This is a genomic window from Nocardia sp. NPDC055002 (assembly GCF_053608825.1).
The window spans coordinates 1-22597 of sequence record NZ_JBSGWE010000004.1; the positions used below are offsets into that span (position 1 = coordinate 1).

Sequence of the window (22597 nt, forward strand, 5' to 3'; positions counted from 1 at the left end):
GGTCCGCGGCGGGGTCGCCGGTCCGGCGCCTTGGCGTCCGCCACGACGGAGCAAGCAACGGCGCCTGACCGGCGGCCCGTGGTGGCCGCGGACCCGCGCGCGCCAGCGCGCCAAAAACACAGCGTATACCGACCTGGACTACTAAACCCCAGGTCAGCACCATATTTCAGCTGGCGAGGAGCTCCACTTCCTCGATGATCGAGTAGTCCTCGGCGTTGCCCTTCAGGACCGTGCTGGTCTGTCCGTCGACGCCGACCGGGATGTCACCGGCGAGGGTGATGCGGGTGAGCCGACGCGGCTGGTCGTTGTAGTCGTCGATGGCGTAGTGCTGAGTGGCACGGTTGTCCCAGATCGCGACGTCGCCGTCGGACCAGTTCCAGCGGGTGGTGTTCTCCAGGCGGATGACCCGATCCTGGAGCAAACGGAACAGCTGGTCGGACTCGCGCGACGGAATTCCCACGAACTGCTTCACGAAATGGCCGAGCAGCAGCGCACGCTCGCCGGTCTCGGGATGCACCCGCACCACGGGGTGTTCGGTCTCGTACACATCGGACTGGAATTCCGCCGAGTACTCGACCTGGGACGGACGCACCTTGTCGACCGCTCCGGCGTAGTCGTAGAGATTGGTGTGCACCGCGCGCAGGTTCTCGGCCAGCGCCTTGAGCGGGGCGGGCAGCGAGTTGTAGGCCGCGACCGTGGACGCCCAGGTGGTCGAGCCGCCGTAGGTGGGCAGGTGCTCGGCGCGCAGGATCGACGCCTTCGGCACGCGGTCGACGAACGTCACATCGGTGTGCCAGGAGTTGGCGCGGCTGCGCTCGGAGTCGATGGCCAGGCTCTTCACCCCGGCCGACTTCACCGTGGGATGCGGGGTGGTCGGGCTCCCGAGCAGCTCCGCGAACTCGTACTGGCCGTCCTCGGTGAGGTGGTTCTGACCACGGAAGAAGATCACCTTGTGCTCGTTGAGCGCGCGCCGGATCTTCGCCACGGTCGCCGCGTCCAGATCACCGCCGAGCCGGACACCATCGATCTGCGCGCCGATGTGGGCGCCGAGCTTGGTCACCGTCAGGGTGGCTGGGAGGGCGTGGTCGACCGTCATGGGGATCACCTTCACTGTCGTTCTCGATCGGTTGGTATGCATCAAGCACACCGTGAATCCCGTTCGACAGACAGGGTTTGCGTCGGAGTGATCCCAACGCCGTCAGCCGATGTGCTCCCGCAGGTAGGCCAGGTCCTCGGCGACCCCGTCGACCGGGGTTTCCAGGATGACGGGCGCACCGGCCGTGCGGCAGACCTCGGCCAGCAGTTGCGGGTCGATGGTGCCGTCGGCGAAATTGGCGTGCCGGTCGGCGCCGGAATCGAATTCGTCGCGCGAGGAGTTCAGGTGCACGAGATCGATGCGCCCGGTGATGGCCTTGATCCGCTCGACCACCCCGACCAGTTCCTCACCACCCGCCCACGCGTGACACGTGTCGAGGCAGAAGCCCGCGCCGTAGTCGCCGACCGCGTCCCACAATCGCGCGATCGAATCGAAATGCCGGGCCATCGCGTGATTGCCGCCCGCGGTGTTCTCGATCAGGATCGGCACGGCGAACCCGCCCTTGTCCTGCTGACGCTCGAACAGCTTGCGCCAGTTGTCGATTCCGGTATCGAGCTCGGCGTCGGAGCGCACGTGTCCCCCGTGCACCACCAGGCCGAACGCACCGAGGTCGGCCGCGGCCTTCGCCTGCTGGGCCACCGCGTTGCGCGAGGGCATCCGCAACCGGTTGTTCAGACTCGCCACATTGATCTGATAGGACGAGTGCACGACCACATCGATCGGACTGGCCAGAATCTCGGCGGCCCTGGGATGCGGCTGGGGTTTGTCCCAGCTCTGCGGATCGACCACGAACATCTGCACGACCTCGGCACCGAGCTTCTCGCCGAAGCCGATCGGATCGCTCTCGTCGCGAACATGTGCTCCAATGCGCATAGCTGCCACCCTAATATCAGGCACCGACAACTTCGCTCGCGATGTTGCGCGGCGGTGGGTTCGGGAGATACATCGGTAGAATTTCAAACGGGTGCTCTGCCCTGGAGGGGGTGACTTCGCGTGTTGCGCAAAGGCGACGTGTTCGCCGGATACACGATCCGGCGCGTGCTGGGCCAGGGTGGAATGGGCGTGGTCTACCTGGCCAGGCACCCCCGGCTGCCCCGGCTCACCGCGCTGAAACTGCTCAGCCGTGAGCTGTCCGCCGACGAGGAGATCCGCCGCCGCTTCGAGCGCGAAGCCGATCTGGTCGCCCAGCTCGAGCACCCCAATATCGTCAACGTCTACGACCGCGGCACCGACGACGACCAGCTGTGGATCTCCATGCAGTTCGTGGCGGGCACCGATGTCGCGACCGCCGACGTGAACGTGCTGACACCCGGCCGGGCCGTGCAGATCGTCGCCGAGACCGCCACCGCGCTGGACTTCGCGCACGCGGGCGGCGTGCTGCACCGCGACGTGAAACCGGCGAACATCCTGCTCGCCAAGCCACCGATCGGGCGCCCGGAACGCGTGGTGCTCACCGACTTCGGCATCGCCGCGGTGCGCGACAGCGAAACCACGCTGTCCTCGGCGGGCACGATCACCGCCACCTTGGCCTATGCCGCGCCCGAGCATCTGGCGGGCGCGCCCCTGGATCATCGCGCCGATCAGTACTCGCTGGCCTGCACGCTGTTCTGGATGCTCACGGGCTCGGTGCCGTTCCCCGGACCCAGCCCGGGCGCGGTGATCCAGGCGCACCTGAGCAAGCCCCTTCCCCCGCTGCGCAGTCTGCGCCCCGACCTGCCCGCGACCCTGGACGCGGTGCTGGCCAGAGCCACCGCCAAGCGCGTCGAGTCCCGTTTCGCCAGCTGCGCCGAGTTCGCGCAGGCGGCCAAAGCGGCGCTGTTCGCGGTGCCGGGGCCGTGGCATCAGCAACAGCAGTACACCGCGGCGGGTGTGGTTCTGCGCGCCCGCGAGTCCTACCCGCAGGCGCCGGGATATCCCCGGCCGCACACCCCGGCGCAGCCCTATCGCCACGCGCCCCCGCCGACCACCCCCGCGCAGCCGCACCCGCACGTGCAGCCGACCACTCCCGCGCAGCCGCATCCCCACGCGCCGCGGCCGTCGACGGGCGGTCCGGCCATCCCGCCGCGACGCGGAAGCGCACGCCCGGGCACCATCGATTTCCCTGGTGGCCGTAACCATCCCGGCTATATCGTGCCGCCTCAGCAGCGGCGTCCGCCGTGATCGTGGCAACCGTCGGCGTCGTCGCCGACTGATAAGGTTTCGTTGATTTTCCCGTGGCGGGCAACGTCGGCCGCGGCTTTTATGCTGTACGCGCGTGCGCTGGTGGGTCCCGGCGCGCGGCGGGAAGTGGAGCAGACATGCTGGCCAACGGAGATGTTTTCGCCGGCTACGTCATCGAACGGCAGCTCGGCCGCGGTGGCATGGGTTCGGTCTATCTGGCCAAGCACCCCCGCCTACCGCGGATGACGGCGCTGAAGTTGCTCAATCGCGAGATGTTCTTCGACGCCGAGGTGCGGGCACGGTTCGAGCGGGAGGCCGATCTCGTTTCGCGCCTCGATCATCCGAACATCGTCACCGTCTACGACCGCGGGCACGACGACGAACAGCTGTGGATCTCCATGCAGTTCATCGACGGCGTCGACGCGGCATCGGTGGATCCGCAGACGCTGCCGCCCGCCCGCGCGCTGCAGATCGTGAAGGAAACCGCCGACGCGCTGGACTACGCGCACGGTATGGGCGTGCTACACCGCGACGTGAAGCCGGCCAATATCCTGCTCGCCCGCTCGGGCGCGGGCCGTGGCGAACGCGTCTACCTCACCGACTTCGGCATCGCCCGATTGCGCGACGACACCGGCCACCTCACCCAGACGGGCACCTTCACCGCGACGCTGGCCTACGCCTCCCCCGAACAGCTCACCGGCGCCGCGCTGGACCACCGGTCCGACCAGTACTCCCTTGCCTGCGCACTGTTCTGGCTGTTCACCGGTTCGGGACCGTTCGCGGCGACCAACCCGGCCGCGGTGATCCAGGGCCATCTCCAGCAGCCGCCGCCCACGCTGAGCAGCGTCCGGCCCGGCCTCTCCTACGCACTCGACGGCGTGCTCGCCAAGGCGATGGCCAAGCGGCCCGATGACCGTTTCGACTCCTGTTCGGACTTCGCCGAGGCCGCGATCGAGGCGTTGAACAGCCCGAGCGCACCCGCGTTGCCGATCGTCGGACCACGACCGGGCACCGGCGGTTCGCTGCCGATCGCCGGGCGGCCCACGACGGGCGGCGCGATTCCGCAGACCGGTCTGCCGTATCCCGTTGCCACGCAAGGCCCGATGACCGGCGGCCAGATGGGCACCGCCCAAGGCCCCATGACCGGCGGCCCGATGGGCACCGCGCAGGGCCCCATGACCGGCGGCCCGATGGGCACCGCGCAGGGCCCGATGACGGGTGGCCCGATGGGCACCCAGCGTCCGATGAACCAGTCGCCCACCGGCGCTTCGCAGCCCTACACCCAGCAGTCGCGGCCGCAGTACCAGTCGGCGCCGCGGCCACAGGCCAGTGGTTTCGCGCAGTATCCGCAGGGGCAGCGTCCGCCGTCGAAGTCCAACACCGGGCTGGTCATCGGCATCGTCGTCGCGGTGATCCTGGTGATCGTGCTGCTGATCGGCATCGGTATCGCGGCCAGCGGCGACGACGCGGGCGGCGGCGACCGCACGACCACCACGTCGGCGAGCACCTACATCACTCCGAGCGCCGACGCCATCAGCGCGGAGTTCGGCCGGATCGTGCCCGCCACGGTCGACGACTCCACCGGATACAATGGCGCCACCTGCTGGGAGACCGACAACAGCGATCCACCCTCGCCCGCCGAAGGCGAGCCCGATTTCGGTGCCTGGGTGCACCTGTGGAGCTGCTTCGGCGGCGGCGACAGCGACGATCCGTTCTACCGGATCTACGCCTTCAACTCGGCCGCCGACGCCAAGTCGGTGCTCGACGGCCTGCCGGCCAACACCAAGTCCACCGACAGCAACGGCGGCAAGCAGTACACCAACTACAAGTACACCGACAATGGGAACAAGATCATCACGCAGTTCACCGGCGATCCCGGCCGCGCCCAGTTCCTGATGTACACCGACGGCTACGGCACGGCCGACGAGGTGCTGCGCTGGTGGCGCTCGGCCCCGCTGAACTGACCGCGATGTATGACGAGGGCGGCGTTTTCGCCGGATACACCATCGAACGACTGCTGGGCCGCGGCGGCATGGGCTCGGTGTATCTGGCACGCCATCCGCGGCTGCCGCGGCGCACCGCGATGAAGCTGCTGAACCGGGAGTTGTTCTTCGACAACGAGATCAAGGCCCGGTTCGAACGCGAGGCCGATCTCGTGGCGCAACTCGAGCACCCGAATATCGTCACCGTGTACGACCGCGGCGTCGAGAACGACCAGCTGTGGATCTCCATGCGCTACATCGACGGCGCCGACGCGTCGTCGCTGCCCTCACCCGTCGACCCGGCGCGCGCGGTCCGCATCGTCGCCGAAACCGCCGCGGCACTGGACTTCGCGCACAGCCGCGGCGTGCTGCACCGCGACGTGAAACCCGCCAATATCCTGATCGAACCGGTCGACGGCACCGAACGTGTCTACCTCACCGACTTCGGCATCGCCCGCCTGCACGACGACAACGCCGCCAAGCTGACCCAGACCGGAACCTTCACCGCCACCCTGGCTTTCGCGTCTCCGGAACAGCTGTCCGGCATCACCCTCGACGGCCGTGCCGACCAGTATTCCCTGGCCTGCACGCTTTTCCGGCTCCTCACCGGAACCACCCCCTTCGACGCCACCAATCCCGTCGCGGTGATCCAGGGCCACCTTCAGCAACCCCCGCCCCGCGCGAGCACGCTCCGATCGGGCATCACCCCCGCACTCGACGCGGTCATCGCCCGGGGCATGGCCAAGCGCCCCGAAGAGCGCTTCGCCACCTGCGCCGAGTTCGCCGCCGCCGCGCTGCGAGCCCTCGCCGGTCACGCTCCCCCGCAGCAACTCCACGGCTCGGCGGCCACCAGAACCTACCCGCCGAACTCGCCGTATACCCCCGGCGCCGGTTATCCGATCGCCGGCCGTGCCGACCTGAATTCGCCTGGCGAACAGGCGCCGTGGCCGGGCTCGACCGGTCCCGATCAGCCGTGGGCCGTGAGCGGCCGACCCGCCGGTTCACAGTGGGCGGGCAACGCCGCCCCCGGCCTCGGTCAGCAGTGGCCGGCGGTGGGCGGCGGTTCCTCCTGGTCCGCGCAGCCGAGCCCGTCGTGGCCCAACGAATCCGCGAACCACGCGAGTGCGCCGAACGCGGGCGCGCAACGTCGCCGCGACGCCGGGAATTCCAGGGCGACGGGTAGGGGCGCGCGCCCTTCGGTCGCCGAGGAGTATCTCGGTAAGAAGCGGAAATCCCGCTGGGAGGGATCGCCGATCGGCTGGCTGGCGATGATCGCCGTCGTGGTCTTCCTCGGCTGGATTCTGGTGACCACCTTCGGCGATGACGGCAACGCCGGTGCGTCGGGCGGGCAGGGTTCCGAAACCTCCGCGGTCGCTACACCGTCCGTCGACGCGACGACCTCCGCTCCCCAGCGGCTGACGTCGACCACCCCGCCGACGAGCGACCGACGGGTCATCGGCGCCAACGCGGCGAAGCTCAGCGACGAGTTCCCCCGCATGCTGCCCGCCACCTCGGCGAGCAACCTGGTCCATGCCGGTTCCGGTCTGGGGAACGCGGGCTGCTTCGCCTACGACCGCGCGACCGCCAGCCGCGATTCCGACGACGCCGATATGGGCGACTGGTCGGTGATGTGGCATTGCTTCGGCGGCGGCAACAAGGCCACCTACGAGTTCTTCCTCTACCCCTCCGCGGATCTTGCCGCGCAGGCGATCGCGGGCCTGCCCGCCAACGACGCCCGCCCCATGTCGCATACCGGCCGCACCTACACGAACTTCGTCTTGGACGGCAGCCAGCCGAAGTCGCCGCGCATGGTCACCCGCTTCGACGGCGATCAGGCCCGGGGCGCCATGCTCATGTACAGCCGCGGTTTCATCGCCGACGAGGCCCAGGTGCTGGATTGGTGGCACACCGCCCCGTTGGTCTAGTCGGCCAACGCGTAGTGCACGAAGTCGCGCACCGGCTCGAAGCCGATCCGCTGGTAGATCTTGTTCGAGGTGGGATTGGCCAGGTCGGTGAACAGGCAGGCATCGGCGCCCTCCGCGCGAATCCGGCCCGCGACCGTGGCGGTGAGCGCGCTCGCGAACCCGTTGCCCCGGAACGGCGGTGGGGTGTAGACCGGGCCGATCCTGGCCCAGCCGAGGACCGCCTCGTGCCGGGCGACCAGGGTGACGGGCTGACCGTCGTGCTCCCACAGCCACGAGGATCCGGCCTCGATGCGCCGGCGCACCGCCGTCTCGTCGAGTCGATGTGGCACATCGGCTTCCACGCCGAATTCCTCGGTCATCGCGATGCAGACGGCCACGTCGTCGAGGCCGGCCTGCCGTGGTGCGCCAGGGGCATCCGGCATCTGGAGGGTGCCGAGGCGGAACAGTCGGACCGAGAACTTCTCGCGGTAGGTACCGCCGACGGCCTTCGACCAGTGCGCCGCGAACGCGACGGCGTCGGCATCGTCTCCCTCGACACTGCGCAGGGCGATGTCGTGTGCCCGAAAGGCAGCGGCGACGGCCGAAATACTCTGTGCGGGCAGCACACCGAGGTAGGCCGCGCCGTTTGTGCACTGCGCGAGGCCGACGACCGTACCCGCGTCGTCGCGGACGCTCACGAATTGCGTGACCATCCCGCCGGACCTGCCGTTGATCCGGTTCACCAGAGCAGTCGCGATGACCGTGTGGCGCAGCGGATCGCCGTGCAGGAACGGTTGTACGTCGTCCAGGAACCGGGCCGCGTCAGCGGTGATGTCGATGCGCACCGTGTCGACGGTAAGCCGTCACACCCGCGACCGCATTCGAATTATGAGGTGTCTCAGGTTGTTTCGTGTACGTCCCGATCGGTACGCAGCTTCAATAGGATGAGACCTGCCGTACAGGCCAGGATCAGCCCGGCGACGGTGATCTCCACGTGCAGGCCCGCGATCCCGAGGCCGGCGCCGACGAGACCGCCGACGAAGAACAACCAGCCCATGATCCGCGCGACCACCGCGAGGGTGCGGTTGCCGGGCGGTGTCGACGAAAGATGCCCGACGGTGGCCGAATCAGTGTTCGCCGCCGCGGTTTCCAGCCGGGGTGTCGAGAGTGCTCCCATGAGATTCTCCTCGATGACGCCGATCAGATACTTGCGCCGCGCGACCTCGCGCGTCAGGGGTAACGTTGCCGGACGTCTCATGCGTAACTTTGCTCACACACGCTACGACTCGGCGACGTCGAACGCGCGCGACACGTCCCCACGACACGCTGAATTGATCAATCCGATATCTGGACCACTAGCGTTTAAAATGCGCTCTTTTGCCCGACCTGCACTACTGTGAGGCGATCTCGAAGCCGACGAGGAGTAACAGGCGATGGATAACAGCAGGGCCAAGTTCGTGGGTCCGGCAGTCGCTGTTGGCGCGGTATCGCTCGGACTGATCATCATCGGTGCGTGCGGTGTCGGGCAGCAGGATGTCTACGTGCCGGCACCGCCGTTGAGCGCGGATCTGGCCGCCGCCCCCGCGCGGTCGGCGGACGAGCCCACCTCGACCACGGTGCACATCCCGATCCCGCCGTCGCCCAGTTGGCGGATCGCACCGTACATGTCGCCGCGGAAACCGTTCAGCCTCAGTTCCACCGAGACCTCGCCGTCGGAGACGCCACCGCCCGAGGGGGAACCGGCGCCCGAATCCCGCCCGGCCGAGGCGACGACCGAATCCCGGCCCGCCGAGACGACGACGCGCCCGCCGGAGACCACCGAAGACGAGCCGACGACCACCCGGCCGCAGATCCCCACCCGGCAGAACCCGACCCGCACCGTCACCCCGCCCCGCGTGGGCGATGACGAAGCGTCCGAGGACTATCCGCCGACCCACGCCTTCGACCGCGCGACTCCGACCACGGTCGTCCCGGCCGACACCGGCGCCACACCGACCACGGTGACGACCACCGAGGCAGCCACGACCACCGAAACCCCGGCCCCCACTACCGCCGAGGGCTGACACGACGATGGTGCGCACCCGAACTCCGGGCACGCACCACCGTCGAAGAAGCTACAGCTCGACCAGGTCGTACTCGCCGATCCGATCGGCCAGCTCCCGCCGATGTTCCAGCGCCCCACCGAGCGTCTGCCCGATCGCGGTCAACCGGGCGACATAGTGGCTCACCGGGTACTCCGCGGTGACGCCGATGCCACCGTGCATCTGGATCGCCTCCTGGCCGATGTGCTCGGCCGACTTGCCCACCTGCAACCGCGCCCGTGACGCGACCACCGGATCGTTGCCGCCGTCGGCCAGCGCCGCCGTCGCGTACAGGCTCATGCTGCGGGCCAGTTCCAGCGAGACGTAGCAGTCCGCCGCGCGCTGGGTGAGCACCTGGAACTTCGACAGCGTGACCCCGAACTGCTTGCGGGTCTTGAGGTATTCGGTGGTGAGCGTGAGCGCCACCTCCATCGCCCCGACCGACTCCGCGCACAGCGCCGCCTGCGCGTAGCCCTGGGTCAGGGCGATCTGTTCGGCGGCGTCGACGGCGTCACCGAGCAGTTCGCCCGCCGCGTTGTCGAAGTCGAACTGGGCGGCGCGACGACCGTCGAAAGTGCGGTACGACCGTCGCTGCACGCCATCCTGATTCGGGTCGACCAGGAACAGCCCGGTCCCGCCGCCGGGCAGCAGCGCGCTGACGATCACCTCGTCGGCCACATCACCGCGCAGCACCGGATTCTTCACACCGGTCAGCGCGTATTTGCCGCCCTGCGCCACCGCGGTGGTGGTGAGCTCCGTCGACGGCCACCGCAGGCCGGGTTCGGTATGCGCGAAGGCGAGCAGGGTGGTTCCCTCGGCCAGCGCGGGCAGGAGCCGCTGACGCTGCTCGGCACTGCCTACCAGCCGCAGCAGTTCGGCCGGGATCACCACCGAATCGAGCACCGGCTCCGGAGCCAGCGCGCGACCGAGCTCCTCCTGCACCAGCATCGCCTCGACCGGGCCCGCGCCGACGCCACCGTCCTCCTCGGGAATGGTCAGCCCGAGCACCCCGAGGTCGGCGAGCTGCTTCCAGACCGTGCGATTCCAGCCGGGGTCGGTGTCGCCGCTCTTGGTAAGGGCCTCGCCGTCGTAGAACCGGTGCAGCAGTTCGCGCACGGTGTCACGCAGCATCGTCTGTTCTTCGGTCAGTGCGAGTTCCATGTCAGCGCCTCACAATCCGAGGATCGTGGAGGAAATGATCGAGCGCTGGACCTCGCTCGAGCCTCCGTAGATGGTCACCTTGCGGTAGTTCAGGTAGCCGGGGCCGGTGTGCTGGGCCCACGCGGGCGAGGCGATATCGTCGGCGTCGACCGGCAGCGCGTCGGCGCCCGCGACCTCCAGCAGCAGTTCGGTGGCGGCCTGCTGCAAATCCGTGCCCTTGAGTTTCAGCACCGACGACGCCGGATTCGGCTTGCCCTCGACAGAATTGGAGACCACTCGCAGCTGGGTCAGTTCCAGGGCGAGCAGTTCGTTCTCCAGCTCGGCCAGCCGCGCCGCGAACACCGGGTCGTCGAGCAGCGTGCCACGCCCGGTCCTGGTCGCGCGGGCGTAGTCCTTCGCGAGGCCGAGCTTGACCTTGGTCTTGCCGACGCCGGTGATGGAGGTGCGTTCGTTGCCGAGCAGATACTTGGCATAGGTCCAACCCTGGTTCTCCTCGCCGACGAGCTGATCGGCGGGCACCCGGACGTTCTCGAAGAACACCTCGTTGACCTCATAGCTGCCGTCGATCAGTTTGATCGGGCGCATGGTGACACCGGGCGACTTCACATCGAAGAGCAGGAAGGAGATGCCCGCCTGCTTCTTCGGCGCGTTCGGGTCGGTGCGCACGAGGCAGAAGATCCAGTCGGCGTACTGGCCGAGCGTGGTCCAGATCTTCTGGCCGTTCACGATGTAGGAGTCGCCGTCGCGCACCGCGGTGGTGCGCAGCGACGCGAGGTCCGAGCCCGCGTCGGGTTCGGAAAAGCCCTGGCACCACCAGATGTCGAGCGCGGCGGTGGGCGGCAGGAAGCGCTGCTTGAGTTCCTCGGACCCGAACTGGGCGATCACCGGGCCGACCATCGAGGCGTTGAACGTGAGCGGCTCCGGTACCGAGGCCAGCTGCATCTCGTCGAGCCAGATGTGGCGCTGCATCGGCGTCCAGTCCTTGCCGCCCCAGGCCACCGGCCAGTTCGGCACGCACAGGCCGTTGTCGTTGAGGATCTTGTTCGCGGTGACGATGTCCTCGCGGGACAGATCCTGGCCGTGCTTGACCCGATCGCGGATGTCGGCGGGGATCTCGGTCGCGTAGAAATGCCGGAGCTCGTCGCGGAAAGCGACCTCTTCCGGGGACAGGGCTAACTTCATACGGGTCTCCCAGTCACTCGTAGCCGTCGAAGAGAAACCTACCCTTCGGTAATCCTCGGTGTCGACTACATCACACGCGATGGGTGTCCCCAGCTGCCCCCACCGCACGGTCGGCGGCTCGGCGACCCGCGCGCCGACCTGGTACGTTGCCAGACGAACCGGACTATCCGGCGACGAGCATCCATCGAGGAGTCACGGGTGAACGGCAGATCCATCGCAGGTAGAGCAGCGGTCGTCACCGCGGCGAGCATCGGCGCGCTGGCCCTGCTGGCCCCGAGCGCGATCGCGTCGCCCACCGACGACGCGATCGGCCACCTCACCCACCTCGCCGGCGACGACACCACGGCGAAAGCCGGTGTCGGCGCGATCGCGAGCTTCACCGGCATCGTCGGCGTCGACGCCCTGCGTGACATCTCGACGCAGTTCACCCCCTTCACCTACGCGGCCCCCACCTTCGGCTGCGGCAGCAACGGCCCGATCACCACGATCATCGCCGCGGCGTCGTTCGAAGGGCCGGGCCCGCGCACCGCGACGAGCCTGACGCCGGGCGATATCCGTTTCAGCGCGAGCCCGCGCCACTCCGGCGTTCCGCTGGCCTCCGGCCTAAGTGTCGCGTGGGTCAACGTCAACAACGGTCAGAGCGGCATCGTCGGCCTCGACGACCAGACCGAGTTCAATCTGCCGTCACTGTCGAAGACGGTGCACAGCGGTGCGGGCACCGTGGTCGCCTCCATGTGGGGAACCATCGACTACGCGGGCGCCCGCTGCGTGATGACCCCGACCGTCGGCACGTTCGTCGTGCCCGATCTGCCGGTGGTGGTCCCCGAAGCTCCCGCGGCGCCGCCGACCCCCGAACCGCAGGCCGTGAGCCCGGGCTCGGGTGAATCCTCCTCGAGCGCACCGACATCGAAGGCCCCGGCGCCCGCTCCGGTCGAAACGCCTCAGCCCGCCCCGGTGCCCGCTCCCCCGGCCCCGCCCGCGGCGACCAACGTCGGCGGCTGAGCCGGCTTCCAGTAGGTCCCCTGGCCGGCGGATGAATTCGCCGACCGGGCAACGGCAGCCCCCCGCGCGCCGGTCACCTCGACGGTCGCGTCAGCCGATCGGGCGGATGCGCAGGACCGTGCCCTCCTCGGAGCCCGCGAGCAGAGCCGACGAGTCGGACGGGTCGGCGACGACGGCGGTGAGCGGCTGGGTGTCGACGACGGTGCACGCGGTGCCGGTGTTCGGGTTGACGCGGACCAGGTGCCCGGCCAGCGTCGTGACATACAGGGCACCGTCGCGGATGACCAGGTCGTCGACGAAATCGGGCAGTGTGCCGAACGAGGTCAGGTCGGCGACAGTGGTCGCCGCGCCCGGGTGGGTACGGGAGAGCCGCAGTACGCGACCGACGGGCCCACCCGCACCGACGAAGTTCGCGGTGACGTAGACCGAGTCACCCGACACCACAACACCGTTGGGTCCCTCGATGCTGACAGCCGACCACCAGTCCATGTCCTCGCTGCCGTCGCGGCGCAGGCGGTGTAGTCCGTTGCCGGTGGTCACATACAGATTGCCGTCGGCGTCGAAGGCGGCACCGTTGGGCTGCGGGAAGCCGGTGGCGAAGGCGACGGGGTTCGGGCGCGCGGCCGCCGGGTCGAAGCGGACGATGCCGCCCGAGCCGGCCAACGGCGAGTTGCCGGTGACCACGTACAGCAGTCCGTCGGGACCGAGCCGGACGGCACCGGGCGAGGGCACGGCCACCGTGGCGGTCAGGCGCCCGTCGCGGTCGTAGCGCTGTACCTCGCCGCGCATGACCCGCGAAACCCACAGGTCACCCTGGGCGTCGATGCCGAAGTTCTCCGACCAGTCCAGCAGCGGCACACTCGACCTGATCGCGACGTCCTGGCGCGCCTGTCCGCACAGGGACAGCGGGGCGGCGCCCGCGACGGCGCCGGAACCGAGCGAGGCGCTGGTCACGACAGCCGCACCGACCACAACACGGACGACGCAACGACGGAACGACAACATCTGTAACCCTCGACTCTGTTGACCCGGTTCGACGCGCGAAGTCTAACGGCTGCGGGCCCACCGTGTGCAGCCCACGTCACCTGCGGTTCCTATCACGGGTACCACGTAGTAGTGCTGTCTCCCATAACAATTCGATCGGCCGAACAGCGATAATCGACAGGTGCCCTATTTCGACAGCGAGCGTGGCCGATTGCACTGCCGGTGCTGGTCCGTCGACCGACCGGCGGCGAGGCTGGCGCTGCTGCCGGGCACCGGTCAGCACAGCGGGCACTATCACCGCTTCGCCGCGGCGTTGCGTCCCGCCGGAATCGAGCTGTGGGCACTCGACACCTCGGGACAGGGACTGAGCGAGGGCGATCCCGACGGGCCGGGCACCATCGACGAGCTGACCGCCGACGCGCGGGGATTTCTCGCACTCGTCCGCGCCGATCATCCGGACCCGCCGGTGTTGATGGGGCACTCGCTCGGCGCGGTGACCGCCGTGAATCTCGCCCGCGACAACTCCACTGACCTGGCCGGACTCATCCTGTGTGGTACTCCGCGCCGCGTCGCCGACATCGCGCCGGAGCCCGGCCTCGCGCTGCTCGCGGTGCACGGCGTGGACGACCGGCGCGCACCCATCGATGTAATCCGGCTATGGACAGCACGGCACCGATCGGTAGATTTGCGCGAGTACGCCGACGCCGGACACGACCTGTTGCACGAACCGGTGCAGCACCGCGTGGCGGCCGATATCGCGGAGTGGGTACTCACCGCGGTGCGATGAACGACGAAGGGGGAACCGGTGCAACCGAATCGAACGGGGCTGCCGAATACGGCGGCTCTCGGCCAAGCCGTCGACGAGGGCGGGTTGTGGATCGACGGGGTGCTCGTGGCCGACGGCGCGCCCGAACGCTGCGCGCTGCGCTACGAACGGCTGGCCGATGAGGTCGAGGCCCAGGTGCGGGCGCTCAGCGCGACCGCTGTCATCCCCGGTTTCGGCGGCCTCCCCTCGGGCGGTGCCCTGCGCACCGGTTTCGAGTCCAAGGCCACCGAGGCACTCGACGAACTGCGCGCCTACGCGAGCACCGCGCGCGACCTGGCCGCCGTGTTCCGCGCCGCCGGGGCGAGCTTCCGCGAGGCCGATCAGGCATTGGCGGGCGCGGTTGCCGCGATCGAGGTTCCCGGTGATGGCGATGCGTAGTATTTCCGGCCGTACCGACGTGGACTACGTTTCCGTCGTCGAAGTCTTCGACAACCTCTCTCATGCCGAAATTCACAGTGCGGTAAGGCAACTCGACCCAGCCGCTCTGGCAGGCGCGGGCGAGACGTTCCTCACCACCGCCACCGGCCTCGGCGACGGCGTCGAGATCGCGCACGGTGAGATCCGTGCCGCCATCGCCGACGGCTGGCGCGGCGCGGCGGCCCAGCAGGCCTCCGACGCGGTACGCGACTTCGAGCAGGCCGGTCGGCGCATCGCCGATGTCTTGACCGCGGTCGGTGTCCGGCTCAGCCAGGCCGGTGACGCCGCCGAGTCCCTGCGCGCCGCGGTCGCGGAACCCGATGGGGCACAGCCCGATCCGGCTGCCGCGCTGCTGGACTCCGAGCAGGCCGCGAACAACGCCATCATCACCCGCGAGGCCGAGAACGCCCGCCTCGACGCGGTGCGGGCGATGGAGACGATCTACGCCGGAGCCTTCCTGCCGACCGGATCCGGGGTACCAGCCTTCACCGGAATCGCCACGGAGACAGGAACTGTCACCGCCGGGGTGGCGCCGTCGGGTGCCGCTCCCTCGGCCGGAATTCCGCAGGTGAGCGCCGTCGTCGCGTCGGCGACGACACCGGCGGCCATCACCGCCGCCACGATGCCCGCCGCATCCGCGCCGGTCGCCGGAACAGCGGGCACCCTCTCCACCGGCAACGGCGCGCTCCCGGCCAACGGAACCGCCGCGACCCCGGGTGTGGTCGCGAACGGGACGACTCCGGCGTCTACCTCCCCTGCCGCGACAACAGCCCCGAACCAGCCGCCTGCCGACTCCAGCAGGGCGAGCACCACCACCCCGGCGTCGACCACGGCCTCCCCCGGCACGATGTCCGTAGGTGCCCGAACCCGCCGCGCGGGAACCTCGACTACGTCCGCGCCCGTCGGCGCGACACCGCCGACCGGCGAATCGAACGACGAGACCCACTCGGCGAACACCGCGGCCGCCGGCGATGCGGCGGCAAGCGATACCGCCACCGAGGCGGCGAGCGAGGGCAGGCAGGAGCGCGATCCCTCGGTGTCCGGTGGCGAAGCCGCCACCGGGATGGGCGCGGGCGCGATCGGCGGAATGATGGGCGGGGCGATCGCCGCCGCGGATCAGACGCGGCCGTCCGGTGGTCCGCGTCCCGCTCAGGCGGCCGAGGAGCTCGAGGACGAGGAAGACGAGTTCCTGCGGTTCCTCGAGGAGGAGCCGACCTATCTCGAGCCCGCCGACGAAGTGAACGCGCTGATCGGGAAGATGGAGCCCACCAGTCCCGCTGTGCTCGGTGAGTGGACCGAACGGGAGTGAACTGGCACTTCACCCCGGACCAGTTCGCGCTGGGCTGGGCGCGCACCGACGGCGACCGGATCCCCTATCCGCTCGCCGTCCGTGCGTCCGCACGCGACACCGTCGAGCGGGCAGCCCAGCAACCCGCGCTCGACGCCTGGTGCGCTCGCACCCTCGACGCCGACCTCGCGGCTGCCCTGCGGGTGCTGGCGAAACCGGAGATCCGGGTCGAGGTCTGCGGCCACGCGCCCGCGCCGGTGCGGATGCTCGGCGCGGTCACCGCGGATGTCGCGGTTCTCGCGGTGCAGGATCCCGGTAGCGCTCCCGACCGTGGCGGTTCGGTGCACGTTCAGGTCGGCAGTACGAAACGTCTTGCCGCTCAGGTGTTCTCCCGGCTGCCCGCCCAACGCCCAGGCCTCACCCCGCGCATCACGGCACCGGCGACCCGGGTCGAGGAAGACAGCCGCGACCTGGTGACGGCCCCCGTCGCCGGCCCGTCCGACGCCGCGCGCATACGCCGGCTCCTCCAGCGCCCCCGCAGCGGCATCGGCCAGATCCTCGTCGCGGCAGGCACCGACCCCACACCCTCGGGCGTCCTCTCCTGGATCGACCTCACCGGCGACGGCCGCTACCTGGTCCACGCCAGCCGCCACATCGACATCACCCCCGCCACCCCCGACACCGCCGTCGAATGGCTACGCCGCCTACTCCGCAGCGTCTGATTCCCACGGGCAACCCCCGATGCGCACTACCCGAGCTGAAGAAACCCCACGAGATCAGCCAGCTCTTCCGGCGTGTCGGGAAGGTACTCGGTGAGCAGGGGTGACCGGATGACGATGGCTTTCCACATCGCCCGGCACAGGGTGGCATGGATGACCGTGCGCGACAACAGCGGCCGCATCCCGAAGGGCGCGTCGGCGGGGGTCGACGTGGTCATCGACAACAGGACCACCGCCGCTTCCCGACCACGGAAGCGGTCGGGAGTGCCCACCAGCACGTCCTCGATCTTGGCACGGGCCAGCAGCGTCCGGATCCGCGCCACCTGGGCGGCGTACGGCGCGACCACGAAGATGTCGTGCGGGTGGAGTTTGCGGGTGCCGCCGTCGGAGGTCCACGTTTCGCCGAGCAGGATCCGGACCTGGCGCACCACTTCGCGTGCCTCGGCATCGGATTCGGTGGCACTGCCACGGTGCTCGACGAGCACCGTGCTCACCCCGGGCGCGATCCCCGCCAGATCCCTTGTCAGCGTGATGGCCTCGTCCGCGCGCAGCCGGCCGTCGTAGCAGCAGGCCGACACGGGCTCGCAGATCGCGGGGTGCATGCGCCAGGTCCGGTCGAGGAAGTAGCCGCGTTCGACGGGCAGGGTCCCCGCGCCCTCACACAGCCATTCCAGGGCCGAGACCTGCACGGGCTCCGGATGTTTCGCCTGTGCCCTGGCCGGGACCGGATCGCCGATCAGCAGCAGGTTGCGCGCGCTCACCGCGACCGCGACGGTGTCGGCCAGTGAGCATTCGCCCGCGTCGGCGATCACCAGCAGGTCCAGCGCGCCGGGCGCGATCAGCCGTTCGTCGACGAAATCCGCCGTGGTACCACCGATCACGCACCCGTTGACAGCGTTGTCCAGGAAGCGCGGGTACCGGGTGGCATCGATCGCCGACCAATCCGGACCGACCGAGGCGACATCCTTCTTCGCCACGAGTTCGGGCAGCAGGCCGGCTTCCACGACCGCGTCGAAGATCCGCTCGATCACCGCGTGCGACTGCGCCACCACGCCGATCCGCCATTTGTGGCGGGTGACGAGCCGCTCGAGCGCGCGCCCGGTGATGCCGGTCTTGCCGGTGCCGGGCGGCCCGTGCACGGCCAGGTACGACGCGTCCAGTGCGCCGACCGCGTGGGCGAGGACGGCGCCGAGGTCGTCGTGGGGCTGCGGCAGCGCCATCCCGTCGCGCAGCCGGGGCGCGCGACGCAGCAGCACATCGTAGACCGCGTTCTCCGGCACCCACGGCAGGCTCATCAGCAGATCCTGAGCCGTGTGCTCCAGTGCGGCCTCGATCTCGGCCTCCCCGTCGGGCGGGCCGGGAGCGATGGCGGCGGGCAGGTCGTCGTAGGGCGGGCAGCCCGCCGGGAGCAGCTCTTCCAGCCGGACGGTGTCGTCGAAATTCGGGTCGACGGCGCACCCGAGCACGGTGGCGGTGGCGGTGGCGGTGGCGCGGCGGCCGAGCGTCTGGGTCATGCCCGCCGCGGCGGCACCGTCGTAGATGGTGACCATCTGCGTGCCCGGGGTGAGCGTCGCGCCCGTGCCCAACCTGCCGGTGAGCGTCAGGTAGCGGCGCATCGTCGGGAGTTGCGGCGTGCGATGCCATTTGGTGTCGACGGTGCCCCATTCGACGACGAGCACACCCGGTGCGTCGGCCCAGTCGCCGACCGGATGGCCGAGCCGATCGATATGGGCCCACCAGCGCGGCTGCCGTTCACGCCGGTGATAGCCCAGGACCGCGGCCGTCAGGGCGGCGGCGCGCGCCGAATCCCCTTGCGCGTCCGCGGCGAACTCGCTCAGCGCCGCTTCCAGCGAGCCGGGGTGCAGCGAGGGCGGCACATCGGATTCCGCGACGGCGAACCGGGTGCCCGGCACCGCGATTCCTGCCTCGGCCGCGCGGTCGAGCAGCCAGTCGCGGATGCCGAGGACCGTCGCCGCCCGACCGGGCGTGTCCGGCAGCAACGCGGCGAGTCCCGTTGCGTCGTAGGACTGTGCGCCGATCAGCAGCGCGGTGCGCACGATCGGCGCCAGGTCGACCAGCGCGCCCTCGGCCAACAGCTCGTCCAGCAGATCGGCGCCGGTGCCGAGCCTGCCCGCCCAATCGAGTAGCGCCGTGCGAATATCCGAACCGTAGTGGTACACACGCACATCCGGATCGGCCGCGCGATGCTCGGCGATGATCTCCAGCAGCTCCTCGAGCACTCCCCCGTCCTGCGTCGACGGGCCCGCGTGTTCGAGGCCGAGAGGGCTGCGCGGCACCGCGTCGACACCGGTCCGGCGCGGATCGGTGGCAGGCGGCTCCGCCGGGTCGTCGCCGATGGCCGCATCGTCGCCGATGACTATGCGCCCGAACGAGATGGTGTCCGCGTCGGCCGGATCGGCGCTGGGGTAGCCCGCCGCGTTCGCGGGTTCGACACCGCCGGGCCCGAAGACCACGGCATTGGTGTCCGTCGGACCGACGGGCATACGCGGCCGGTAGCTGACGCTGTTCGGCTGTTCCACACCGGCGACGACCGGCCGGAAGACGATGGTGGTGGCGTCGGCGAGTTCGAGGCCGGTCATGGCGCCGTGCCGGTCCAGGTCGATGACCAGGGCGAGGTCACCGGGGCGCGGTGCGGGCAGGGCCCCGAGCGCGGTGGCGTCGCGCAGGGTGAAGGCCGGGCGGCCGGTGCGTTCGCGGACGAGTTGGATATCGGCTTGTTTACGCAGGGCGGCCAGCGTGCGCGGAGCCAGTCCTGGGACAGGTGTGCTGGTGGTGGCGAGACGATCGATCGTGAGCACGCCGGCTTCCCGCAGCCTGGCCCGCTGGGTGGGCCGGATCCCCGCGACCAGCAACAGGTCTCGCGCATTCGCCGCCGCGGCACGGCAGCTCGGACACCGCCCGCACGCCAGATAGCGCGGGTCACCCCACTGGACCGGCAGCAATTCCGCCAGCTTGTCCTCGATGATGTGCTCCACGCGAGCCCGCCGCGCCGAATACACCGGCGCCAGTTCCGCGCTCACCTCACGCCGCACGCCCTCGGCGGTCCACAGATAGGCCGACGGATCGACGGCGATCCCCGCGTCGGCGAGTGCCTGCGCGCACGCCGCGAATTCGAGGCGCGCACTCAGTAATTCGCGAGCCGGATCGACCTTGACCGCCTGCACCGAAGCCGCGACGCGCTCGAAAGGCGTCCGGCCCGCGGCCAATTCGCGGCGCAGCACCCGGCTGTCGGCAGGAGATACCGCGCCGGATCCGACGAAATTACTGAACTCTTCGTCCCCCGATGTCAGATCATCGTGTGCCAACGGTGGCGTTCCCGCCGGACCGGCCGACACCGCAGCGTCCTCGACGTGCGACCACGCCGACGGCGCGTTCCCGCGACCGTCGCTACGATGCGGCGCACCGGGAACGCCGACCGAATACTCACCGAGCGCGCTGTGCACGGTGTAACCAGCGCGGCCACGGGCCAGAAGGTCGGCACCACAGGCGAATCGACCGTCGAAGAACACCGCGCCGGAGATCGCCTCGGCGCCGGAACTCAGCGCTCGCGCGGTGTGCTCCGCGGCGGAGGTCAGCGCCGCGATCCTGGCCGCCGCGTCGCCACCGACCACCTCGGGCGACGGGATCCGGACCAGCCGGTCACCGAAGTGGTCGACCAGTTCGGCGGACGGTTCGGCCGTGCGTACCAGCGAGGCCGTCGTGTCGGGAACCCCGGGCAGATTGCCGAGAGCGGCGTCGATTCCGCGCAACACCGCGAACTCACAGTTCGCCGCGCGCGCGAGATCGCCGACGGCACCGACCACCCGATCACCGGACACGAACAAGCGCGGCCCTCCTGTGTTCACGCACACCCGACGCCCATCACCTTAACCAGCGCTGCGAGCGACCAGGGCACCACCCACGGACAGGACGAACGCGCCTGACCTCGGCCCCGGTGCGCACGAGCGGACTAGGTGCGCGGCTTACGCCGTTCGGTGCGCGGACGTGCCTCGCGGTCGCGGCGCGGGCCACGAGCGTTCAAACGCTGCGCCGGTGCGCCCTGGTCGGGCGTCAGCTGGATCAGCACACCGCTGATCCTGGTGCGCCGCAAGGCTTCCAGCGTTTCGTTGGGCAGGTTGGCAGGCAGCTCGACGAGGCTGTAGTCGGGCCGGATGCTGATGTGACCGAAATCGCTGCGACGCAGGCCGCCCTCGTTGGCGATGGCGCCGACGATCGCGCCGGGCACCACGCGGTGCCGCTTGCCGACGCTGATCCGGTAGGTGGCGAGTTCTTCGCCGTTCTCCCGGTTGAACGACGGCGGACGCGGTGCGCGGTCCTCGTCGTCGTAGCGGCGCGGTGCGCGCTCACGGTCGCGGTCGTAGTCACGCTCACGGCGCGGGGCGGGCTCCGGCTCGGGCGACATGAAGAAGTTGTCGCCGTCGTAGCCGCCCACGGCCAGTGCCGCGGCGATGTCGGCGAGCGGGGTGTTGTGCTCGGCCTCGTAGTCCTCGATCAGCTTGCGGAACAGCGCGATGTTGTCCGAGGCCAGGTTCTCGGTGATCGAGTCACCGAACTTGGAGGCACGCGTCGCGTTCACGTCGTCGACGCTCGGCAACTGCATCTCGGTGAGCGCGCTCTTGGTGGCCCGCTCGATCGACTTGAGCAGGTGACGCTCGCGCGGGGCGACGAACAGCAGGGCCTCGCCCGAACGGCCGGCCCGGCCGGTGCGGCCGATGCGGTGCACGTAGGACTCGGTGTCGTGCGGGATGTCGTAGTTGACGACATGGGAGATGCGGTCCACGTCGAGACCACGCGCGGCGACATCGGTGGCGACCAGGATATCGATGCCACCCGACTTCAGCTGGCCGATGGTGCGTTCACGCTGGTTCTGGGCGATGTCACCGTTGATCGCGGCGGCGGAGAAACCACGTGAGCGCAGCTTCTCGGCCAGCTCTTCGGTGGCCTGCTTGGTGCGCACGAAGATGATCATCGCCTCGAAGGTCTCGACCTCGAGCACGCGAGTGAGGGCATCGAGCTTGCGCTGATGCGACACCTGCACATAACGCTGGGTGATGTTGGAGCTGGTCTGAGTCGTGGACTTGACCGTGATCTCGACCGGATCGTTGAGGTACTGCTTGGAGATCTTGCGGATCACGCCCGGCATGGTGGCCGAGAACAGCGCGACCTGCTTGTCCTTGGGGGTGTCGCGCAGGATGCGCTCGACGTCTTCCTGGAAGCCCATCTTGAGCATCTCGTCGGCCTCGTCGAGCACCAGGTAGCGCAGCTGCGAAAGGTCCAGCGTGCCCTTTTCCAGGTGATCGATCACCCGGCCGGGCGTGCCGACCACGACGTGCGCGCCACGGCGCAGACCCGACAGCTGTACGCCGTAGCTCTGCCCGCCGTAGATCGGCAGCACGTGCAGACCCGGGATGTGCGAGGAGTATTTCCCGAACGCCTCGGCGACCTGGATCGCGAGCTCACGAGTCGGCGCGAGCACCAGGGCGCTCGGCTTCTTCTGCGCGGTGTCCAGGTTCATCAGGATCGGGATCGCGAATGCCGCGGTTTTGCCGGTGCCCGTCTGCGCGAGGCCCACCACGTCGGCGCCGGAGAGCAGCGGGGGAATCGTCGCCGCCTGAATCGGGGACGGCGACTCGTAGCCCACATCGGCGATGGCCCGCAGCACGCGGTCATCGATCCCGAGATCGGCGAAAGTCGGGCCGGTGTCGTTCCTGTCGTTGTCGGCAGGAACGCTGTCGACCTCATTTGTACTCATTGACCACGAGTTTACTGCCTGG

General features: G+C 69.5%; 18 protein-coding genes. 9 read left to right on the forward strand and 9 right to left on the reverse strand.

Features of this window, described 5'->3' with window-relative positions; translation table 11 throughout:
• Positions 1-166 precede the first annotated feature (166 nt).
• The gene (locus ACWF99_RS16770; RefSeq protein WP_378638422.1) at positions 167-1096 is read right to left on the reverse strand and encodes a TauD/TfdA dioxygenase family protein; all 930 of its coding nucleotides are present in this window, start codon (positions 1094-1096) and stop codon (positions 167-169) included.
• 102 nt (positions 1097-1198) lie between these two features.
• Positions 1199-1969 (reverse strand): deoxyribonuclease IV, encoded by a 771-nt coding sequence (locus ACWF99_RS16775; protein ID WP_378638420.1) that lies wholly within the window; start codon positions 1967-1969, stop codon positions 1199-1201.
• Between the two features lie 120 nt (positions 1970-2089).
• Here ACWF99_RS16775 and ACWF99_RS16780 point away from each other — a divergent pair, with 120 nt between their 5' ends.
• The 3 genes from ACWF99_RS16780 (at position 2090) to ACWF99_RS16790 (ending at position 7163) form a co-directional block, all read left to right on the forward strand.
• The gene (locus ACWF99_RS16780; RefSeq protein ID WP_378638417.1) at positions 2090-3256 is read left to right on the forward strand and encodes a serine/threonine-protein kinase; all 1167 of its coding nucleotides are present in this window, start codon (positions 2090-2092) and stop codon (positions 3254-3256) included.
• Between the two features lie 137 nt (positions 3257-3393).
• Entirely contained in the window at positions 3394-5220 is a 1827-nt protein-coding gene (locus ACWF99_RS16785) for a protein kinase domain-containing protein (RefSeq protein WP_452536646.1), read from the forward strand.
• Positions 5196-7163 carry a protein kinase domain-containing protein gene (locus tag ACWF99_RS16790; RefSeq protein WP_452536648.1) on the forward strand — a complete coding sequence of 656 codons (1968 nt, stop codon included), beginning with the start codon at positions 5196-5198 and terminating at the stop codon, positions 7161-7163. Before ACWF99_RS16785 ends, ACWF99_RS16790 begins: the two co-directional genes overlap by 25 nt.
• Here the strand turns inward: ACWF99_RS16790 and ACWF99_RS16795 are convergent.
• Entirely contained in the window at positions 7160-7987 is an 828-nt protein-coding gene (locus ACWF99_RS16795) for a GNAT family N-acetyltransferase (RefSeq protein ID WP_452536650.1), read from the reverse strand. The two genes, ACWF99_RS16790 and ACWF99_RS16795, sit on opposite strands and share 4 nt — an antisense overlap.
• Positions 7988-8040: 53 nt before the next feature.
• Complete coding sequence (locus ACWF99_RS16800) at positions 8041-8400, reverse strand: hypothetical protein (protein WP_378638408.1); 360 nt, start codon at positions 8398-8400, stop codon at positions 8041-8043.
• A gap of 175 nt (positions 8401-8575) precedes the next feature.
• On the opposite strand from ACWF99_RS16800, the gene ACWF99_RS16805 reads away from it, so the two are divergent.
• A complete protein-coding gene (locus ACWF99_RS16805) occupies positions 8576-9205 on the forward strand; it encodes a hypothetical protein (RefSeq protein WP_378638405.1) in 630 nt (209 codons plus the stop codon).
• Between the two features lie 51 nt (positions 9206-9256).
• Here ACWF99_RS16805 and ACWF99_RS16810 read toward each other — a convergent pair whose 3' ends face one another.
• Together ACWF99_RS16810 and ACWF99_RS16815 are read right to left on the reverse strand one after the other, a co-directional pair.
• On the reverse strand, positions 9257-10384 hold the full coding sequence (locus ACWF99_RS16810) for an acyl-CoA dehydrogenase family protein (RefSeq protein ID WP_378652176.1): 1128 nt from the start codon (positions 10382-10384) through the stop codon (positions 9257-9259).
• A 9-nt stretch (positions 10385-10393) separates the two neighbouring features.
• On the reverse strand, positions 10394-11566 hold the full coding sequence (locus tag ACWF99_RS16815; protein WP_378638401.1) for an acyl-CoA dehydrogenase family protein: 1173 nt from the start codon (positions 11564-11566) through the stop codon (positions 10394-10396).
• A gap of 198 nt (positions 11567-11764) precedes the next feature.
• Between ACWF99_RS16815 and ACWF99_RS16820 the strand changes: the two genes are divergently transcribed.
• Positions 11765-12568, forward strand: coding sequence for a hypothetical protein (locus tag ACWF99_RS16820; RefSeq protein ID WP_378638399.1), 804 nt, complete (start codon positions 11765-11767; stop codon positions 12566-12568).
• Between the two features lie 90 nt (positions 12569-12658).
• On the opposite strand, the gene ACWF99_RS16825 is transcribed toward ACWF99_RS16820, so the two are convergent.
• Positions 12659-13522, reverse strand: a complete 864-nt coding sequence (locus ACWF99_RS16825) for an SMP-30/gluconolactonase/LRE family protein (protein WP_452536654.1) — start codon at positions 13520-13522, stop codon at positions 12659-12661.
• Positions 13523-13733: 211 nt separating this feature from the next.
• Here ACWF99_RS16825 and ACWF99_RS16830 point away from each other — a divergent pair, with 211 nt between their 5' ends.
• The 4 genes from ACWF99_RS16830 to ACWF99_RS16845 are packed head-to-tail and all read left to right on the forward strand — an operon-like array spanning position 13734 to position 16805.
• Positions 13734-14339 (forward strand): alpha/beta hydrolase, encoded by a 606-nt coding sequence (locus tag ACWF99_RS16830; protein WP_452536656.1) that lies wholly within the window; start codon positions 13734-13736, stop codon positions 14337-14339.
• Between the two features lie 18 nt (positions 14340-14357).
• Positions 14358-14756 (forward strand): hypothetical protein, encoded by a 399-nt coding sequence (locus tag ACWF99_RS16835; RefSeq protein ID WP_378638391.1) that lies wholly within the window; start codon positions 14358-14360, stop codon positions 14754-14756.
• Positions 14749-16104, forward strand: coding sequence for a WXG100 family type VII secretion target (locus ACWF99_RS16840; protein WP_452536658.1), 1356 nt, complete (start codon positions 14749-14751; stop codon positions 16102-16104). Before ACWF99_RS16835 ends, ACWF99_RS16840 begins: the two co-directional genes overlap by 8 nt.
• On the forward strand, positions 16086-16805 hold the full coding sequence (locus ACWF99_RS16845) for an ESX secretion-associated protein EspG (protein ID WP_378638386.1): 720 nt from the start codon (positions 16086-16088) through the stop codon (positions 16803-16805). The genes ACWF99_RS16840 and ACWF99_RS16845 overlap by 19 nt, the downstream gene beginning before the upstream one ends.
• A gap of 26 nt (positions 16806-16831) precedes the next feature.
• Here the strand turns inward: ACWF99_RS16845 and ACWF99_RS16850 are convergent, their stop codons facing one another.
• Together ACWF99_RS16850 and ACWF99_RS16855 are read right to left on the reverse strand one after the other, a co-directional pair.
• A complete protein-coding gene (locus ACWF99_RS16850; protein WP_452537153.1) occupies positions 16832-20641 on the reverse strand; it encodes an AAA domain-containing protein in 3810 nt (1269 codons plus the stop codon).
• A 131-nt stretch (positions 20642-20772) separates the two neighbouring features.
• A complete protein-coding gene (locus ACWF99_RS16855) occupies positions 20773-22575 on the reverse strand; it encodes a DEAD/DEAH box helicase (RefSeq protein ID WP_378652189.1) in 1803 nt (600 codons plus the stop codon).
• Positions 22576-22597: the final 22 nt, after the last annotated feature.